This is a genomic window from Arcanobacterium haemolyticum DSM 20595 (assembly GCF_000092365.1).
In the GTDB taxonomy this organism is placed as follows: Bacteria; Actinomycetota; Actinomycetes; order Actinomycetales; family Actinomycetaceae; genus Arcanobacterium; species Arcanobacterium haemolyticum.
Map to the genome: position 1 here is coordinate 1,804,425 of NC_014218.1, position 17,054 is coordinate 1,821,478.

The following is a 17,054-nucleotide window of genomic DNA, read 5'->3' on the forward strand; positions in this document are numbered from 1 at the left end:
CGTGTTCACCACTTTATGTGGGAGGCTCCTTGTAGATTGTTTCTATGACTCTTTTACTCAATCTTATATGGCTGATTTTCGGCGGATTTTTCATGTTCCTTGGCTATCTAGTCTTCGGATTTTTTAGCCTCATCTTCATCATCACCATCCCTGTTGGTGTTGCTATTTTACGGATGGCTAACTACATTTTGTGGCCGTTCGGCAGAACTGTTGTACGTAAACCATCGGCTGGTTCCGGATCTGCACTGATGAATTTTCTCTGGTTTATCATTGCCGGATTGTGGCTTTCACTTGGCCACATTCTCAGCGCGTTAGCTCTAGCTATCACCATCATCGGCATACCTCTAGCTATCGTTCACCTCAAACTCATTCAGGTATCTGCATTCCCATTCGGCAAAATGATCGTGCCAAATTCCCAAGCGTCTGGATATGACGTGATTGTGCGCGTGAACTAACACTCTGGTTCATCGCCAAGGAGCTGAAAATCCTCTTGCACTTTAATACCCCCGTGGGTATTCTTACCACCAGTGCTAATACCGTAGCATGTCCACTAACTACAGAATGAAAATTGCTACAACGAAGGAAAGCTATGTGCTACCCAGTTACCTGTAAAAATTGCGGAAAAACCACGTGGGGCGGATGTGGTCAGCACATAACCTCCGTTAAAGCTCAAGTTCCAGCTAGCCAGTGGTGCACGTGCACCGAAGAAGAAAAGAAGTCCGCTAAGGGCAGCGGCTTCTTCCGCTCTCTCTTTGGGTGATAAACAATGAGCAGAACAGTTATCATTGGCGGCGTGGCAGGCGGAATGTCAACAGCCACACGTTTGCGGCGCAATGACGAAGCGATGGAGATCGTCGTCGTCGAATCGTCTGGCTACGTATCTTTCGCAAATTGCGGCCTCCCCTACTACATCGGTGGGAAAATCGCGGAACGCTCCGCCCTCTTACTCCAAACTCCTCAATCGCTCAAAGCGCGATTTAACCTGGATGTACGGGTCGGCACAACCGCAACGTCCATCAACCGAGCAGAAAAAACCGTCACACTGAATGGGCCGGAAGGTGAATATACGCTTTCGTATGATCATCTTGTGCTTTCACCAGGCGCTCGGCCATTCACCCCACCAATTCCAGGGATCGAAACCGCGCTCAGCCTTCGTACAATTGAAGATACTGATCGCATTATGGAACGAATCGATAAATCGGCGGCTCAATCGGCAGCCATCATCGGCGGCGGTTTCATTGGGCTGGAACTGGCAGAAAACCTCACCCGGCGCGGAATCACCACAACCGTGATTGAACGCGCACCGCACATCATGGGCCCACTCGATGCAGAAATGGCAGCGATCGTTAGCCGCCATCTGCAGGAAAACGGCGTCATCATTAAGGTCAATACGGAAGTCACTGCTATTGGCGATGGCTACGTTACGGCAAACGGCGAAAACATCACGGCAGATATCGTTGTGGCAGCACTCGGCGTGCAGCCAGCAAGCGAACTTGCACGGGATGCCGGCCTTGATGTGAACGAACGCGGCGGAATTATCGTCGATGCCGCGCAACACACCTCCGATCCCGCTATCTTCGCAGTTGGCGATGCCACCACGAAACGCGATGCGATCACAGGCGAACTCATCCTCGTGCCGTTGGCCCAAACGGCCAACCGCCACGGCCGGCTAGTAGCGGACGTCATCGCAGGCCGCGATGCGGAAAGCCTCCCCGTGCTCGGCACGGCAATTATCGGGCTCTTCGGGCTCACAGCAGCAAGCACTGGGTGGAATGAACGCCGCGCCCGCGCGGCCGGAAAAGATCTCCGTATCCTCCACATCCACCCAGCTCACCACGCCGGCTACTATCCAGGTGCAACAACAATTCACCTGAAGCTGGTCATCGATGCGGAAACAGATCAGATTCTTGGCGCTCAAGCCGTTGGCACTGATGGCATTGATAAACGTATCGATGTTATTGCCACCGCAATGCGTGCTGGAATGGCAGCCTCGGATCTTGCCGATCTTGAACTCGCTTACGCTCCACAGTTTGGTTCTGCAAAAGATCCGATCAACATGGCCGGATTCGTTGCCGATAACCTCTTCTATGGGGAACGTAATGTTCAATGGCATGAAATCGATCAGATGCTAGAAGATGGATGGACACTAGTAGATGTTCGTACCGCTGGCGAATACAGCCGCGGTAACATCCCAGGCGCAACCAACATTCCAGTAGACGATCTGCGTTCACGCGTATCAGAACTTTTCGGAAAGAAAGTGCTGGTACACTGCCAGGTTGGCCTCCGCGGCCACATCGCCTGTACCTTATTAACCAATCTAGGTATTGAGTGCGCGAACCTTGATGGCGGTTACCTCACATGGAGCCACGGGCAACTCACCTAAAACAGGAAGAGGAAGTGGAGAAGTTAAGAATATGAAAATATCAGTAGACGATGTCAAGCCAGCCATCATGCGTCTCAAACGTGCACGCGGCCAACTCGATGCCGTGATCGCCGGACTAGAAAACGAAAACGAATGCCACGATGTGATCACACAACTGGCTGCCGTTTCCAAAGCTATTGATCGCGCAGGATACCTTGTGATCGCTACCGGAATGAAACAATGCTATTCCGGCGGCATCGATATTGATAGCGAACACCTTGAAAAAATGTTCTTATCTCTAGCCTAAACACACCAGCAAAAGCGATTCGCCAGTAAGCCGGCACATGTTCGTACAGACTTAAGGGCCGCGGGAATTTCGCGCGGCCCCATCTGCTTCAACTTAGAACCTACCGGTTCTCCTGGCGCGCAACCTTCCGAGAACGCAACACGTACCCCGCCACGAACGCGATCACCAACGCGAACAACACGCCAAGGTTTGCCCACGCCCAATCACCATCACGGCCGCCAAAACCAAGACCAAGCAGGTAGCCCTGCCAGTTATTCCACGCTGCTTCCTGAGCAAAGTTATTGATCACCAATCCCCAGCCGATAAACGATGATACTGCCATGATCCCCAACGAAGCCCAGTCCCATGCACCGTACACGCCACGGGGATTAAAGAGAGCAGCGTCGTCGTACCCCTTCTTACGCAACGCGATATCGGACATCATCAAGCCCGCCCACGCAGCAATCGGAACACCCAACGTAATCAAAAACGACTGAAACGGCCCCAAGAAATCGTGCGCAAAAAACACAACCCAAATCGTTCCCAACGTCAAAATAAAGCCGTCAATACCAGCCGCGGCCGGGCGCGGAACCCGCAACCCCAAACTCAACAAAGTCAAACCAGACGAATAAATACCCAGCACAGCGCCAGAAACCAGCGCCAAAACGGCGGTGAACAAAAACGGAAGCAACACCCAAGTAGGCAAAATCGTTGCCAACGTACCAATCGGATCTCCCGCAATCCCTTCATCCAACTCCGGATGCGAACCAATAATCAGCAAACCCGCAATCACCAGGAGCGACGGCGAAACCGCGCCACCAAACGTATTCCACGCAACGATCTTGCCCGCAGAAGCATCACGCGACTGATACCGCGACCAATCAGCAGCAATATTAATCCAGCCAAGCCCAAAACCAGTCATTACCATAACCAGTGCACCAATAACCGCAGTCATCCCGCCAGCCGGCCGGCTTAACACCACACTCATATCAATATGCGGAATAGTGAGCGCAACATACACAACCGTCACAGCGCCCGTAATCCACGTCAGCACCGATTGCATCCGCATAATCGTGTGATACCCCGCAACCGACGCCGAAACAATCATCGCAGCAATCACAACGCACGCAACAATCTTCGTGGTTGTTCCGCCACCCCACCCAAGCTGAGTGAACACGGTAGCCGTAGCCAACGTGGCCATAATCGCCAAAAATGTTTCCCACCCAATCGAAATCAGCCACGAAAAAACGCCCGGAATCTTCTGGCCATACACGCCAAACGCGGCGCGAGACAAAACCATCGTCGGCGCAGAACCACGCTTCCCCGCAATAGCAATCACGCCACACAAAGCAAACGACACAGTCACGCCAATAATCGCAACAATAATGCCCTGAACAAACGAGACCCCGAACCCATACACAAACGACGCATACGAAATCCCAAAAACAGACACATTCGCAGCAAACCACGGCCAGAAGAGATCCGAAGGCTTCGCAGTGCGCTCAGACTCCGCAATCACGTCAATACCATTATTTTCAATAAGCGAGGCACGCATCGCCCCGGACACCTCATTCGGCGCAACCAAACCAGACGAATCTACATAAGCTTCATTACTCATACCTCAAGTATGCCCGAAAACTCCACTCAGTTAATCCCCTATGACGATTGCCGTATGAGGTGCGCTACCTGAGCGGAAGCTGAATCCATCTGAACGCCTGCTGAACGGTATTTCCCACGGACACTTTCCATTACATGGACATCGAAATTCCATATTCTAGACGCGCCCTGTAGCCTGCCAAATCCCTCGATTACGATAAAACATGTGAACCAAAATAATTCAGTGGACGCTGTGCCAAAGGCGCCAAAACTTGCCCTTCTTTCACTTCAACATTTGCTCGCGTTTTACGCGGGGGCGGTGATTGTGCCGTTGTTGATTGCGTCGTCGTTAAAACTAGACGCTTCAACTACTATTCATCTTATTAACGCCGATTTGTTTACCTGTGGTATCGCTACGTTGATTCAGAGCGTGGGTGTGACGAACAAGGTTGGCGTTCGGTTGCCGATCATTCAGGGCGTGACTACCACTGCGGTTGCGCCAATTATCGCGATCGGTTTGGCCGCTACGGACGGCGCTGGCGGCGAGGCTTCGTTGCCCGTAATTTATGGTTCGATTATCGTGGCTGGTTTATTTACGTTCTTCGCGGCGCCGTTCTTCGCGAAGTTGCTGCGTTTCTTCCCGGCTCACGTGACAGGCACTGTTTTGCTTGTTATGGGCACGTCTTTGTTGTCTGTTTCTGCGAATGATTTTGTGAACTACGCGGACGGCACCCCTGAAGTTCGCGATTTGGCGTATGGTTTCGGAACACTGTTGACTATTGTGTTGGTTCAGCGTTTCTTCCGCGGCTTCTTGGGCACGATTTCTGTGTTGATTGGTTTGGTTGGCGGCACCACGATTGCGTTGCTGATGAACCACATTAATCCGGAGAAGATTGAGGCTATTTCGGCGTCACCTGCCATTGGCGTGACTACCCCGTTCTACTTCGGGTGGCCTGTTTTTTCGTTCACTGCGATTGTTTCGATGCTGATCGTTATGTTGATTACGATGGTTGAGACCACCGGTGACGTTTTCGCAACCGGCGAGATCGTCGGAAAGCGTATTACATCTGCCGACGTGGCCGCCGCCATCCGTGCCGATGGCGCATCCACCACCCTCGGCGGCATCCTCAATTCTTTCCCTTACACGATGTTCGCTCAGAACGTTGGCTTGGTTCGTTTGACTGGCATCAAGTCTCGTTGGGTTGCTGCTGGCGCTGGCGTTTTGATGATCGTTGTTGGTTTGGTTCCGAAGGTTGGCGCGATTGTTGCCTCGATCCCATCGCCTGTGCTGGGCGGCGCTTCTCTGGCTTTGTTCGCGAATGTTGCGTGGGTTGGTTTGCAGACTATCGCGAAGTCCAACTTGGCTGACTTCCGTATCGCAACAATCGTCACCACGTCGTTGGGCCTCGCTATGCTCGTCACGTTCCGCCCTGAAGTTGCGCAGGTTTTCCCAAATTGGGCGCAGGTTTTCTTCTCTTCAGGCATGTCGATTGGTTCGATTACCGCGATTTTGCTTAATCTGGTGTTCTTCCACATGACTCGCCGTTCAGTTCGTTCTAACGACGATGTTGTAGCTGGCATAACCTTGGCAGACGTCGATGCTATGGATCGTGACGAATTCGTGTCCACATTCCGTACATTGTTCAACACGCACGTATGGCCACTGGAGAAGGTATGGGACTCACGGCCGTTCGAATCGGTGAACGATCTGCGTAGCGCGATCTTGGTTGCCGTTGTTCGCGCCGATGAGGAATCCCGTGCTGCTTTGATCGCCGACTACCCAGACATGTATGAACTGATTTCTGCTGAGGATAACGAAGGAATGTCACGTGACATCGGTTCATTGGCCCTTGGTTCTGCATCTGAGGCGCAGCTTGCTGAGCTGAAGGATGTCTGTGATCAGTACCGTGCGAAATTCGGTCAGCCATATGTTGCCTGCTTAGGTACCGATACCACTATTGAAAAGATCTTGGCTGACGCTCACCACCGTCTGGCAAACACGCCTGAAATCGAGAACATCTATGCTCTCACTCAAGTTGTTGAAATTGCCGAAGACCGCTTGAACATCCTTGTTCGTGGAGCTAATCCTAGGTCGCATGAATTCCAGGCTTAATACTTGTTAACCTGGTACGCCCTAGCCCTCATGGGGGATGGATTTGGTTTGTACCAAACCCATCCCCCATTTTGGTACCCATAATTCCATCACTTATCTTCCCTGGCCCCAACCGCTATCCCCAACTTTGTTGAACGTGGGGCAAATTCATTAGCCCAGCACCAGTCCAGCTGCGTAGGCATACTCAACGTTTGGCGTTTCCTGTGCCATTCCAGGAATTCTTTGTCGGTCTAGGCCGGGTTTTTTGTTGTGGGGTGTGTTTGAGGGGCTGACCGGTGTGTTGGTTAGCCCCTCGATGTTTGGTGACGGCGGTGTCCTACTCTCCCACACTCTCTCGGGTGCAGTACCATCGGCGCTGGTAGGCTTAGCTTCCGGGTTCGGGATGGGTCCGGGCGTTTCCCTACCGCTGTGACCACCGTCAAAACGGTTGGATGAATAGTTTCTGTGGTTGGTGTGGGGGTTGGGAGTTGTATAGTGGACGCGTGCGTGTTTGTTACGTGTTTTTGTAGGTGGTTGGCCATTAGTACCAGTCAGCTTCACCCGTTACCGGGCTTCTACGTCTGGCCTATCAACCCTATGGTCTGTAGGGGGGCCTTCCGATCGTTAGGATCGTGGAAACCTTATCTTAAAGCAGGCTTCCCGCTTAGATGCTTTCAGCGGTTATCCCTTCCGAACGTAGCTAACCAGCGATGCTCCTGGCGGAACAACTGGCACACCAGTGGTTCGTCCGTCCCGGTCCTCTCGTACTAGGGACAGCCCTTTTCAAGTTTCCTGCGCGCGCAGCGGATAGGGACCGAACTGTCTCACGACGTTCTGAACCCAGCTCGCGTGCCGCTTTAATGGGCGAACAGCCCAACCCTTGGGACCTACTCCAGCCCCAGGATGCGACGAGCCGACATCGAGGTGCCAAACCATGCCGTCGATATGAACTCTTGGGCAGGATCAGCCTGTTATCCCCGGGGTACCTTTTATCCGTTGAGCGACGGCGCTTCCACAAGCTACCGCCGGATCACTAGTTCCTACTTTCGTACCTGCTCGACCTGTCGGTCTCACAGTCAAGCTCCCTTGTGCACTTACACTCGATACCTGATTGCCAACCAGGCTGAGGGAACCTTTGAGCGCCTCCGTTACCATTTAGGAGGCAACCGCCCCAGTTAAACTACCCACCAGGCACTGTTCCTGAACCAGGTTATGGTCCGAGGTTAGACATCCAGTACGACCAGAGTGGTATTTCAACAATGACTCCATACCAACTGGCGTTGGTATTTCATAGTCTCCCACCTATCCTACACAAGCCGTACCGAACACCAATACCAAGCTATAGTAAAGGTCCCGGGGTCTTTCCGTCCTGCTGCGCGTAACGAGCATCTTTACTCGTAATGCAATTTCACCGAGTTCGTGGTTGAGACAGCGGAGAAGTCGTTACGCCATTCGTGCAGGTCGGAACTTACCCGACAAGGAATTTCGCTACCTTAGGATGGTTATAGTTACCACCGCCGTTTACTGGGGCTTAAATTCACAGCGTCGAACCACGAGGGTTCTAACCGTTCCTCTTAACCTTCCAGCACCGGGCAGGCGTCAGTCCGTATACATCCACTTACGTGTTCGCACGGACCTATGTTTTTGATAAACAGTCGCTTCTCCCTGGTTTCTGCGGCCATTACCCCTAGCCCGTGAAGGGCTTCAGGGTTTTGGCCCCCCTTCTTCCGAAGTTACGGGGGCATTTTGCCGAGTTCCTTAACCACGATTCACTCGCTCGCCTTAGTATACTCTACTTGACTACCTGTGTCGGTTTAGGGTACGGGCGGCTAGAACCTCACGTCGAGGCTTTTCTTGGCAGCACAGGATCACTCTGCTTCCCCACTAGTGTGGGTCATCATCCAGCCTCACCCCTTAATGTTCCCCGGATTTGCCTGGGGAACGGGCTGCGCTGTTAAACGTGGCAAGCCATTAGCCACGCGGAGCTACCACTCTGCGTCACCCCTGTTAACACGCTTGTCTACTACAAGATCAGGTCCCACGCTCCCCGATACCATCACGCCCGAAGACGTGGATGGATGGTTTGGGTGGTTAGTATCCCTTGGTTCGACAGGGACGGTTCTTCGCCGGTACCAGAATATCAACTGGTTGACCATCGACTACGCCTGTCGGCCTCGCCTTAGGACCCGACTAACCCAGGGCGGACGAACCTGGCCCTGGAACCCTTAGTCATTCGGCGGACGGGATTCTCACCCGTCATTCGCTACTCATGCCTGCATTCTCACTCGTACGAAATCCACAACCAATTACTTGTGCTGCTTCACCTCACGTACGACGCTCCCCTACCCAACAAACAAAGTGTTTATTGCCGCGGTTTCGGCGGTGTACTTAGCCCCGCTACATTGTCGGCGCAGAATCACTTGACCAGTGAGCTATTACGCACTCTTTCAAGGGTGGCTGCTTCTAAGCCAACCTCCTGGTTGTCACAGCAACTCCACATCCTTTCCCACTTAGCACACGCTTAGGGGCCTTAACCGGCGGTCTGGGCTGTTTCCCTCTCGACTACGAAGCTTATCCCCCGCAGTCTCACTGCCGTGCTCTGACTTACCGGCATTCGGAGTTTGGCTGACGTCAGTACCCCGATAAGGGCCATCGGCCATCCAGTCGCTCTACCTCCGGTAAGAAACACACGACGCTGCACCTAAATGCATTTCGGGGAGAACCAGCTATCACGGAGTTTGATTGGCCTTTCACCCCTACCCACAGGTCATCCCCTCCATTTTCAACTGAAGTGGGTTCGGTCCTCCACACGCTCTTACACGTGCTTCAACCTGCCCATGGGTAGATCACCCCGCTTCGGGTCTAGAACATGCAACTCACACGCTTTTTAAAACTCGCTTTCGCTACGGCTTCCCCACACGGGTTAACCTCGCTACATGCCACTAACTCGCAGGCTCATTCTTCAAAAGGCACGCCATCACCCCTACCAAGGAGGCTCTGACGGATTGTAAGCGTCCGGTTTCAGGTACTATTTCACTCCCCTCCCGGGGTACTTTTCACCATTCCCTCACGGTACTTATCCACTATCGGTCACACAGAGTATTTAGGCTTACACAGTGGTCTGTGCAGATTCACACGGGATTTCACGGGCCCCGTGCTACTTGGGCACCACATAAAGCAGGCAGGCATGTTCCAACTACCGGACTCTCACCGTCTACGGTCCAGCTTCCCAACTGATTCGTCTACACACCATACATTTATCACTACCCGACCCAGTATCGGCTGGATCAAACATGGCCCCACAACACCACACGCGCAACGCCCGACAGCTATCACACACGCATGGTTTGGCCTCATCCGCTTTCGCTCGCCACTACTCACAGAATATCTTTTCCTGCGGGTACTAAGATGTTTCACTTCCCCGCGTTACCCCCACACACCCTATACATTCAGGTGCGGGTAACCAGAAATAACTCTGGCCAGGTTCCCCCATTCGGACACCCCCGGATCACAGCTCGTTTGCCAACTCCCCGAGGCTTATCGCAGGCTACAACGTCCTTCATCGGCTCTGCATGCCAAGGCATCCACCGAACGCTCTTGAACACTTACAAAAAAACCAAAGATGCTCGCGTCCACTATACAATTCTCAACCACCACACCAACACCACACCCACACGCTACAACAACCGTCGCAACACGCAAGCACAGGCAGCACAGGATCTATTATCCCACACCCCAACAGCATGCCAACCCTCATACGATAAACCACTAAAAACCACTACCCAACCACCAGGCTAGGCACCACACAACAATAAACACAATAACGCGTGGTACGTGACTCCTTAGAAAGGAGGTGATCCAGCCGCACCTTCCGGTACGGCTACCTTGTTACGACTTCGTCCCAATCGCCAATCCCACCTTCGACCGCTCCCCCTCAAACGAGTTAGGCCACGGGCTTCGGGTGTTACCAACTTTCGTGACGTGACGGGCGGTGTGTACAAGGCCCGGGAACGTATTCACCGCAGCGTTGCTGATCTGCGATTACTAGCGACTCCGACTTCATGGGGTCGAGTTGCAGACCCCAATCCGAACTGAGACTGGCTTTAAGGGATTCGCTCACCCTCACAAGCTCGCAACCCTCTGTACCAGCCATTGTAGCATGCGTGAAGCCCAAGACATAAGGGGCATGATGATTTGACGTCATCCCCACCTTCCTCCGAGTTAACCCCGGCAGTCTCTCGTGAGTCCCCACCATAACGTGCTGGCAACACAAGACAAGGGTTGCGCTCGTTGCGGGACTTAACCCAACATCTCACGACACGAGCTGACGACAACCATGCACCACCTGTACACCAGTCCGAAGACTCACACATCTCTGCATAATCCCGGTGTATGTCAAGCCTTGGTAAGGTTCTTCGCGTTGCATCGAATTAATCCGCATGCTCCGCCGCTTGTGCGGGCCCCCGTCAATTCCTTTGAGTTTTAGCCTTGCGGCCGTACTCCCCAGGCGGGGCACTTAATGCGTTAGCTACGGTACAGAACCCATGGAAAAGGCCCCACACCTAGTGCCCAACGTTTACGGCATGGACTACCAGGGTATCTAATCCTGTTCGCTCCCCATGCTTTCGCTCCTCAGCGTCAGTAACGGCCCAGTAACCTGCCTTCGCCATCGGTGTTCCTCCTGATATCTGCGCATTCCACCGCTACACCAGGAATTCCAATTACCCCTACCGCACTCTAGCCTGCCCGTACCCACTGCAGCCCCGGAGTTAAGCCCCGGTCTTTCACAGCAGACGCGACAAACCGCCTACGAGCTCTTTACGCCCAATAATTCCGGACAACGCTCGCGCCCTACGTATTACCGCGGCTGCTGGCACGTAGTTAGCCGGCGCTTATTCAACACCTACCCTCAACTTTCGCCTTGTTCAGTGTTAAAAGGAGTTTACAACCCGAAAGCCTTCATCCCCCACGCGGCGTCGCTGCATCAGACTTCCGTCCATTGTGCAATATTCCCCACTGCTGCCTCCCGTAGGAGTCTGGGCCGTATCTCAGTCCCAATGTGGCCGGTCACCCTCTCAGGCCGGCTACCCGTCGACGCCTTGGTAGGCCATCACCCCACCAACAAGCTGATAGGCCGTGAGCCCATCCCCCACCAGAAAAAACCTTTCCAACCCCCACCATGCGGCAAGAGCAGAATATCTAGTATTAGACCTCGTTTCCAAGGCTTATCCCAAGAGAAAGGGGCAGGTTACTCACGTATTACTCACCCGTTCGCCACTAATCCAACCCCCGCAAGCAGGAGCCTTCATCGTTCGACTTGCATGTGTTAAGCACGCCGCCAGCGTTCGTCCTGAGCCAGGATCAAACTCTCCAAACAAAAAACCAAACACCCACAAAAGGCATCCAATCAATACATCCGAAAAGCCCAACAGGCTCAACAAAAAAGACAAACCAAAACTAGCTCATCCAAAAAAACAGCATCAAACCAACCAGCAACAAAACCAGCCAGCCCAACACCAAAAAAATATCGTAAAAAAGCTGACACACTATTGAGATATCAAACAACACACCCACACCCAACAACCACCCACCACAAAAGCAGACAACCATCAAGAAGGCCAACTCCACCAGTCTAACACAACCACCTGCCAGAAACAAAACCCAGCAAGCAATTCCATCAACTAGAAGAACCATATCACCACCAGAACACATCCGCGCTCCTCGGCGACAAACAAAAACAATACCCACCCCACAACCACACCGTCAAACCACAACACCATAACACACCTCACACCCACCCCAAACCCCACCACAGCAACAAAAACACCCACCATAACCCACCCCACACCAACCCAACTAGACAACCACCCACCACACATGGCATTTAAAGAAAAACCAGCCACAACGTCGTCGTCATGCTCCCCTTTTCACCAAGAAAAGCGTTTGCTCAAAGCAAAAGAACAATTCAAATTATTTTGAAATAAAAGAACAATGCAGAAAAGAGAAACCGTGCCCTCGCACACCTACATAGAAAAAGCGCAACTGCTGGGCGCGGTGGCAGATCCGATTCGGCTCCAGATCCTCACGCAGCTTACGCGTTACGAAACTTTGTGCGTCTGCAAGATCGAAACGGAACCTCAAATCCCTAGCAACCTGCTCAGCTACCACCTCAGGATTCTGCGGGAAGCGGGAGTGGTGGTAGGGGAACGTCGGGGGAAATGGATCGACTATTCGCTCGCACCCGGCGCGCTCGAAAGGCTCCATGCCACGCTACCTTCCGCAACCGCACTGAAAGGAACACCATGCCGCTGCTCGTAACTGGACTCGCGATCGCACTCTGGATTGCGAGTTATGCGCCAATGCGCCGCTGCGGACGTGGTTCGCGCCGAACGTGACCAGGCCTGGACTCACCACTCCGGCCGGCAGCGCGCTACATTTCTTCCTCTATGACACAACCAAAATCCTCCTCCTACTCTGCGGGATTATGTTCGTGGTGGGGTTCTTTCGGGCGTCGCTGAACGTGAATCGCGCGCGGAATTTTCTGGCGGGCAAAAATCTTTTTGTGGGGCTCGTGCTTGCGGTGGCATTGACGGCCAGCTGGGTTTTCAGCCGGCTTTCATTGGATCGTTGAGTTGAAGATTTTGTGACGACGACGAACGTGGCAGCGATTTTCATGAATTCTGAACGGCCTGGGGTGGCTGATCGGATTGTTGCCGCGAACCGGGATATGCGAGAGATTTCTTCTATGCATAAGGATTCTCATGGTTACTATTCTTTTCGCTTGCCAGCAGAACGCTGGCCATTCGTAGATCGCGGCAGCAATCGCGCGATCCAAGGCCGGGCCTGGGTGCAGAAACTGCATCACGTTAGAAAACGTTCAGCAGGCATTCGGCAAGGCTGGCATTAAGGCTGTGACCGAACACGCTACCGATTATGGGGCCATCATGGGGTACGGCATTATGTCTACACCCGGACTTGTTGTGAACAATGAGGTTGTTGTAGCCGGACGTGTACCACACAGTAGACGACATCGTTGAAATTTTGCAGGAGCGGAGCTGAAATTCTGCTTTCCTGGCACCGGTTTTGTTGCTCTTGGCGCCGGTTCCACTGATGTTGGAGCCAAATAAGCGGGAGACAGAACAGGAGTGCCGTATAGAACACTGCTGTTCAGCTGGGCGCCGATCGGACGCCGGCCAGCCGCTGATCGGGCGCCGGCTTGCAGCTTTTAAAACCAGCACACAGAAAATCCCCGGTAGTTCAACTACCGGGGATCTGTTTGAGCCACCTGTGGGAATCGAACCCACGACCTATTCATTACTATCATCTTCGTAATATCGGAACGGTTTTCACTTACGTCTATTCGCTGGGATTAATTTTTTTGACTCGATTGCCAGCATATACGGCACAGCCAGCTAAGCCGGCACTGCCGTCACCGTGTCTTAATAGCAGGTTGTTCATTAGTTCTGATGAAGTAAATCATGAACAATACAACAACACAAACAATCCTCAGTGATTGGACTTTAGCCATGCGTGCACAAGCCCTTTCAGATTTAACGATTCATGAGCGCATTCGCGTTTCTAACTGCTTATGCGAATACGTTGACGCAACGCCAGTAACGATAACTACTGATCAGATTATCGAGTGGGTTTCACTTCTGCCGTCAGCAGTTACTAAATGGACGTACTTTACCCACATCAAGGCTTTATTTACTTGGTTAGAAATAACTAGAAGGCGTACCGATAATCCATTGCTTGGGTTAAAAGCCCCCAGACGACCTAAGTACTACCCACGACCAATCTCACTCGAAGTCATTGAGCACGTTCTCAATCAGCGACTTTACCGTAAAACTCGCTGCATGATTCTTCTGGCGTTTAATTGCGGGCTACGAGTGGGAGAAATATGTAAAGTACGTGGCCAAGACTATGACCGGCAAGCCGGGCTATTAACCGTCGAGGGGAAAGGCGGAAAGCGCAGTATTATTCCGGTAAATTCCGCCCTTCAACCATTCTTCAACACCATGCCAGCTCACGGCTGGTGGTTCCCCTGCCGCAACGGCGGGCACGTCCGGTCACGATCAGTTGGAGATACTATCGTACGCACCTTTCGGCGCTACGAAGTCCATATGGTTTCACATCAGTTACGCCACACTTTTGCAACCGAATTACTTGCTGCTGACGTCGATCTCCGGATTGTCCAGCTACTTATGCGCCATGAGTCCATTCAAACAACTGCTCTTTACACCCGCGTAGCCAGGGCTCAACAGCTAGAAGGAACTAATAAACTTCCCGTTTTCTTAGGAAAGGAATAACTATGATCATTGCCGTCTGCAACCAAAAAGGCGGGGTAGGGAAAACTACCATCTCAACCAATCTTGCACACCAGCTATCACAACAAGGATCAGTTCTGGTTATTGACGCCGATCCACAAGGCAACTCAACAACATCCCTTGGAGTTGAAGTAACTCGTGAATCATTCACTCTGAATGACGTTATGGCCGCCATAGCTGCAGGAAATAGCCCAAGCGTCATCCATCAAGCGATCACACACGCACAATCAGACTGGGGAAACGTCGATGTACTCCCCGCAGATCGCCTACTCGCTTCACGTAACGACGACGGCTCTTTAGGAAGGGAAAGCAGACTACGCACCGCACTTACAGCAGTAACTGACGACTATGAACACATTGTCATTGACTGTCCACCATCGCTAGGCGTTTTAACAACGAATGCCCTTGTGGCAGCCGATACAGCATTGATTGTCACTACCGCGAGGGAGACTAGCGTTGATGGTGTGGCGGAAATGGTGTCAACTATCGCAACTGTGCGTTCCTACTACAATTCACGACTAACTCTATCTGCCATATTCCTCAACGCCTTCCGGCCCGAACGAATTGATAGCGATAACTGGCGTAGACACCTACGCGATTACTACGAACCGTATCTACTCGAAAAGTTTTTACCAGAGCGTGAATATATCAACCGCGCAGCATCGTCACATTCACCTATACCAGCTGGTGTCGATGATCGTGCAGATCAAGCACTAACAGAGCTTGCCAGCATATTTACCATTGCCAGCAATGCCAGCTAAGCCGGCAATGACAAATAAGGAAAATACTATGAAAACGCCTAACTTAGAAACTTTGAATTCCTTGCAAAAAGCACCTGTCAACGATCCAATAGTAGCGGGCGCACCTATGGCTGGCACCGCTAGCATTGCCAGCCACGCCAGCAAAGCCAGCAATGCTGGCACAAAATTTACAATCAGACTCAAACAATCTGATATGGGAATAATACGTGCAGCGTATCTACACGACCTTTCTTCAGGAATTTTCCAAGGATCGCTCTCTGCTTGGGCGACACATACACTACTTGGCAAGGCAAATGCCGTCGAGAAGCAACAAGGAGCACCTCTTCGTGAAGTAAATACAGGAGTTATTCCACGCGGTCGATTAAACTAGAATCCTGAATCATTGGATCGGGCTGTATCAAAAGGCTGAAACTACCATCATTCCCGAACGTAAAACGTTGAGATGTCAACGCTTTGACTTAGGTAGATGATAGAAAACTGGCCTTTTGGTACAGCCCCATTGTTTTCCGGAATTCTCTTCTAACTCATCAGGTAAGACTATAGAACGATAGCGCACACGAATAGCCACCTTGCTAGGGAAGATTTCTTTGAATTTTTCACCATCAACGCCACCCTTACTTCTTTTATTCTATCACTCCACTTCGCTCCATTGGATTGGATGGAATGATTTCGAGTAACACGAGAAATATGTAATAAATTCATATTTATTGTGCATCGCTCTACCGTGGCACACTGGAGCGACGCACGGTAGAACTCCTACTTTTCCCTGACCTCCCAACAAAAAGTGTATTTTTGACCGTGAGGCACCTGTTGCCGCACGGTATTTCCACACATAATCTTAGCGACACCTAAAGTAGTTGAAGAGTGATGCGCTAACATTACATAAATTACTCGATTTTAGTAAGTGGCTATTTATAGGGATTTTAAGGGTCCATTTCACCGTGCGGCAGCTGTTGCCTCACGGTGAATTAGGGCACTTACTTTTAGCGACACCTAGCAATAATCAGCGGTAATTGTCATGACATGGAGGGTGGTCAAGGTTTTATCTGTGGATAACTTTCTAGTGTGGCATTTCTATGTGGGAGGCTTCTCGTATCATTGAACTGAAGTCTCCAATACTCCTAAAGGATGCGAAGTCATGGCCTTAATCTTGCTTGTCGTTTTCTTACAAATCATGTTCTTTATTTTCTTGCTGCGCTATATCGTATTTGTCGAAGGCGCACTCGTCGGCTTTGTAGTCGCTGTATATATGTCGCACGATTTAGGATTTCACCCAGCGTATGGAGTGACGGTAGCAATTCTTATCGCGATTGCGAACCTAGTCTTGCAGTCAACCAAAGTTGGGTTTGCTTTATTGGCAACCACTTTCTCACTCATGTATGCCAACTTCGTTTATAAAATACTTGTTGAGCACTTCACTCCTGGTGACACTACATGGGGATGGTTCGGAGCGATCGTATGTTTCACAGTCAGCATGGCACTACATGGAGCCACATTCATTAACCGACGCGAAACGCTAAATACATAACAGTGAATTCTGTATCTTTAACAAATGAAAACAAGCCTATGGTGCTGGTTATCGCTACGCCGGGCTACGCTTACTGATCTGAGCGCCGTTGGCGCACGGACT

The 17,054-nt window shown here is 51.7% G+C and carries 13 protein-coding genes and 3 rRNA genes; 11 read left to right on the plus strand and 5 right to left on the minus strand.

Going from position 1 to position 17,054, the window contains the following annotated elements; all coding sequences use genetic code 11:
* Positions 1-44 precede the first annotated feature (44 nt).
* The 3 genes from ARCH_RS08375 (at position 45) to ARCH_RS08385 (ending at position 2,669) form a co-directional block, all read left to right on the plus strand.
* Positions 45-455: a YccF domain-containing protein gene (locus ARCH_RS08375; RefSeq protein WP_013170839.1), complete on the plus strand. Its 411-nt coding sequence runs from the start codon at positions 45-47 to the stop codon at positions 453-455.
* 311 nt (positions 456-766) lie between these two features.
* A complete protein-coding gene (locus tag ARCH_RS08380; RefSeq protein WP_013170841.1) occupies positions 767-2,383 on the plus strand; it encodes an FAD-dependent oxidoreductase in 1,617 nt (538 codons plus the stop codon).
* Between the two features lie 31 nt (positions 2,384-2,414).
* Complete coding sequence (locus ARCH_RS08385; RefSeq protein WP_013170842.1) at positions 2,415-2,669, plus strand: metal-sensitive transcriptional regulator; 255 nt, start codon at positions 2,415-2,417, stop codon at positions 2,667-2,669.
* A 100-nt stretch (positions 2,670-2,769) separates the two neighbouring features.
* On the opposite strand, the gene ARCH_RS08390 is transcribed toward ARCH_RS08385, so the two are convergent.
* On the minus strand, positions 2,770-4,266 hold the full coding sequence (locus ARCH_RS08390) for a purine-cytosine permease family protein (RefSeq protein ID WP_013170843.1): 1,497 nt from the start codon (positions 4,264-4,266) through the stop codon (positions 2,770-2,772).
* 204 nt (positions 4,267-4,470) lie between these two features.
* On the opposite strand from ARCH_RS08390, the gene ARCH_RS08395 reads away from it, so the two are divergent.
* Positions 4,471-6,357 (plus strand): solute carrier family 23 protein, encoded by a 1,887-nt coding sequence (locus ARCH_RS08395; RefSeq protein WP_041640449.1) that lies wholly within the window; start codon positions 4,471-4,473, stop codon positions 6,355-6,357.
* 303 nt (positions 6,358-6,660) lie between these two features.
* Here the strand turns inward: ARCH_RS08395 and rrf are convergent.
* From rrf to ARCH_RS08415, 4 genes are all read right to left on the minus strand, one after another.
* Positions 6,661-6,777: ribosomal RNA gene (gene rrf, locus ARCH_RS08400) — 5S ribosomal RNA — on the minus strand.
* Between the two features lie 81 nt (positions 6,778-6,858).
* Positions 6,859-9,947 (minus strand): 23S ribosomal RNA (locus ARCH_RS08405).
* A 235-nt stretch (positions 9,948-10,182) separates the two neighbouring features.
* Positions 10,183-11,713: ribosomal RNA gene (locus ARCH_RS08410) — 16S ribosomal RNA — on the minus strand.
* Together the 16S, 23S and 5S rRNA genes form the textbook arrangement of a ribosomal RNA operon.
* Before the next feature lie 80 nt (positions 11,714-11,793).
* Positions 11,794-12,048 (minus strand): hypothetical protein, encoded by a 255-nt coding sequence (locus ARCH_RS08415; RefSeq protein ID WP_013170845.1) that lies wholly within the window; start codon positions 12,046-12,048, stop codon positions 11,794-11,796.
* 279 nt (positions 12,049-12,327) lie between these two features.
* Between ARCH_RS08415 and ARCH_RS08420 the strand changes: the two genes are divergently transcribed.
* The 7 genes from ARCH_RS08420 (at position 12,328) to ARCH_RS08445 (ending at position 16,952) form a co-directional block, all read left to right on the plus strand.
* On the plus strand, positions 12,328-12,654 hold the full coding sequence (locus ARCH_RS08420; RefSeq protein WP_049765856.1) for an ArsR/SmtB family transcription factor: 327 nt from the start codon (positions 12,328-12,330) through the stop codon (positions 12,652-12,654).
* 325 nt (positions 12,655-12,979) lie between these two features.
* Positions 12,980-13,243 carry a hypothetical protein gene (locus tag ARCH_RS08425; RefSeq protein WP_041640451.1) on the plus strand — a complete coding sequence of 88 codons (264 nt, stop codon included), beginning with the start codon at positions 12,980-12,982 and terminating at the stop codon, positions 13,241-13,243.
* Positions 13,197-13,373, plus strand: a complete 177-nt coding sequence (locus ARCH_RS09790) for a thioredoxin family protein (RefSeq protein WP_231958062.1) — start codon at positions 13,197-13,199, stop codon at positions 13,371-13,373. The genes ARCH_RS08425 and ARCH_RS09790 overlap by 47 nt, the downstream gene beginning before the upstream one ends.
* A 441-nt stretch (positions 13,374-13,814) precedes the next feature.
* Positions 13,815-14,645, plus strand: coding sequence for a tyrosine-type recombinase/integrase (locus ARCH_RS08430; RefSeq protein ID WP_049765858.1), 831 nt, complete (start codon positions 13,815-13,817; stop codon positions 14,643-14,645).
* 2 nt (positions 14,646-14,647) lie between these two features.
* Positions 14,648-15,424: a ParA family protein gene (locus ARCH_RS08435; protein ID WP_013170848.1), complete on the plus strand. Its 777-nt coding sequence runs from the start codon at positions 14,648-14,650 to the stop codon at positions 15,422-15,424.
* A 28-nt stretch (positions 15,425-15,452) separates the two neighbouring features.
* A complete protein-coding gene (locus tag ARCH_RS08440) occupies positions 15,453-15,794 on the plus strand; it encodes a hypothetical protein (RefSeq protein WP_013170849.1) in 342 nt (113 codons plus the stop codon).
* Positions 15,795-16,562: 768 nt separating this feature from the next.
* On the plus strand, positions 16,563-16,952 hold the full coding sequence (locus ARCH_RS08445; protein WP_013170850.1) for a hypothetical protein: 390 nt from the start codon (positions 16,563-16,565) through the stop codon (positions 16,950-16,952).
* Positions 16,953-17,054 lie beyond the last annotated feature (102 nt).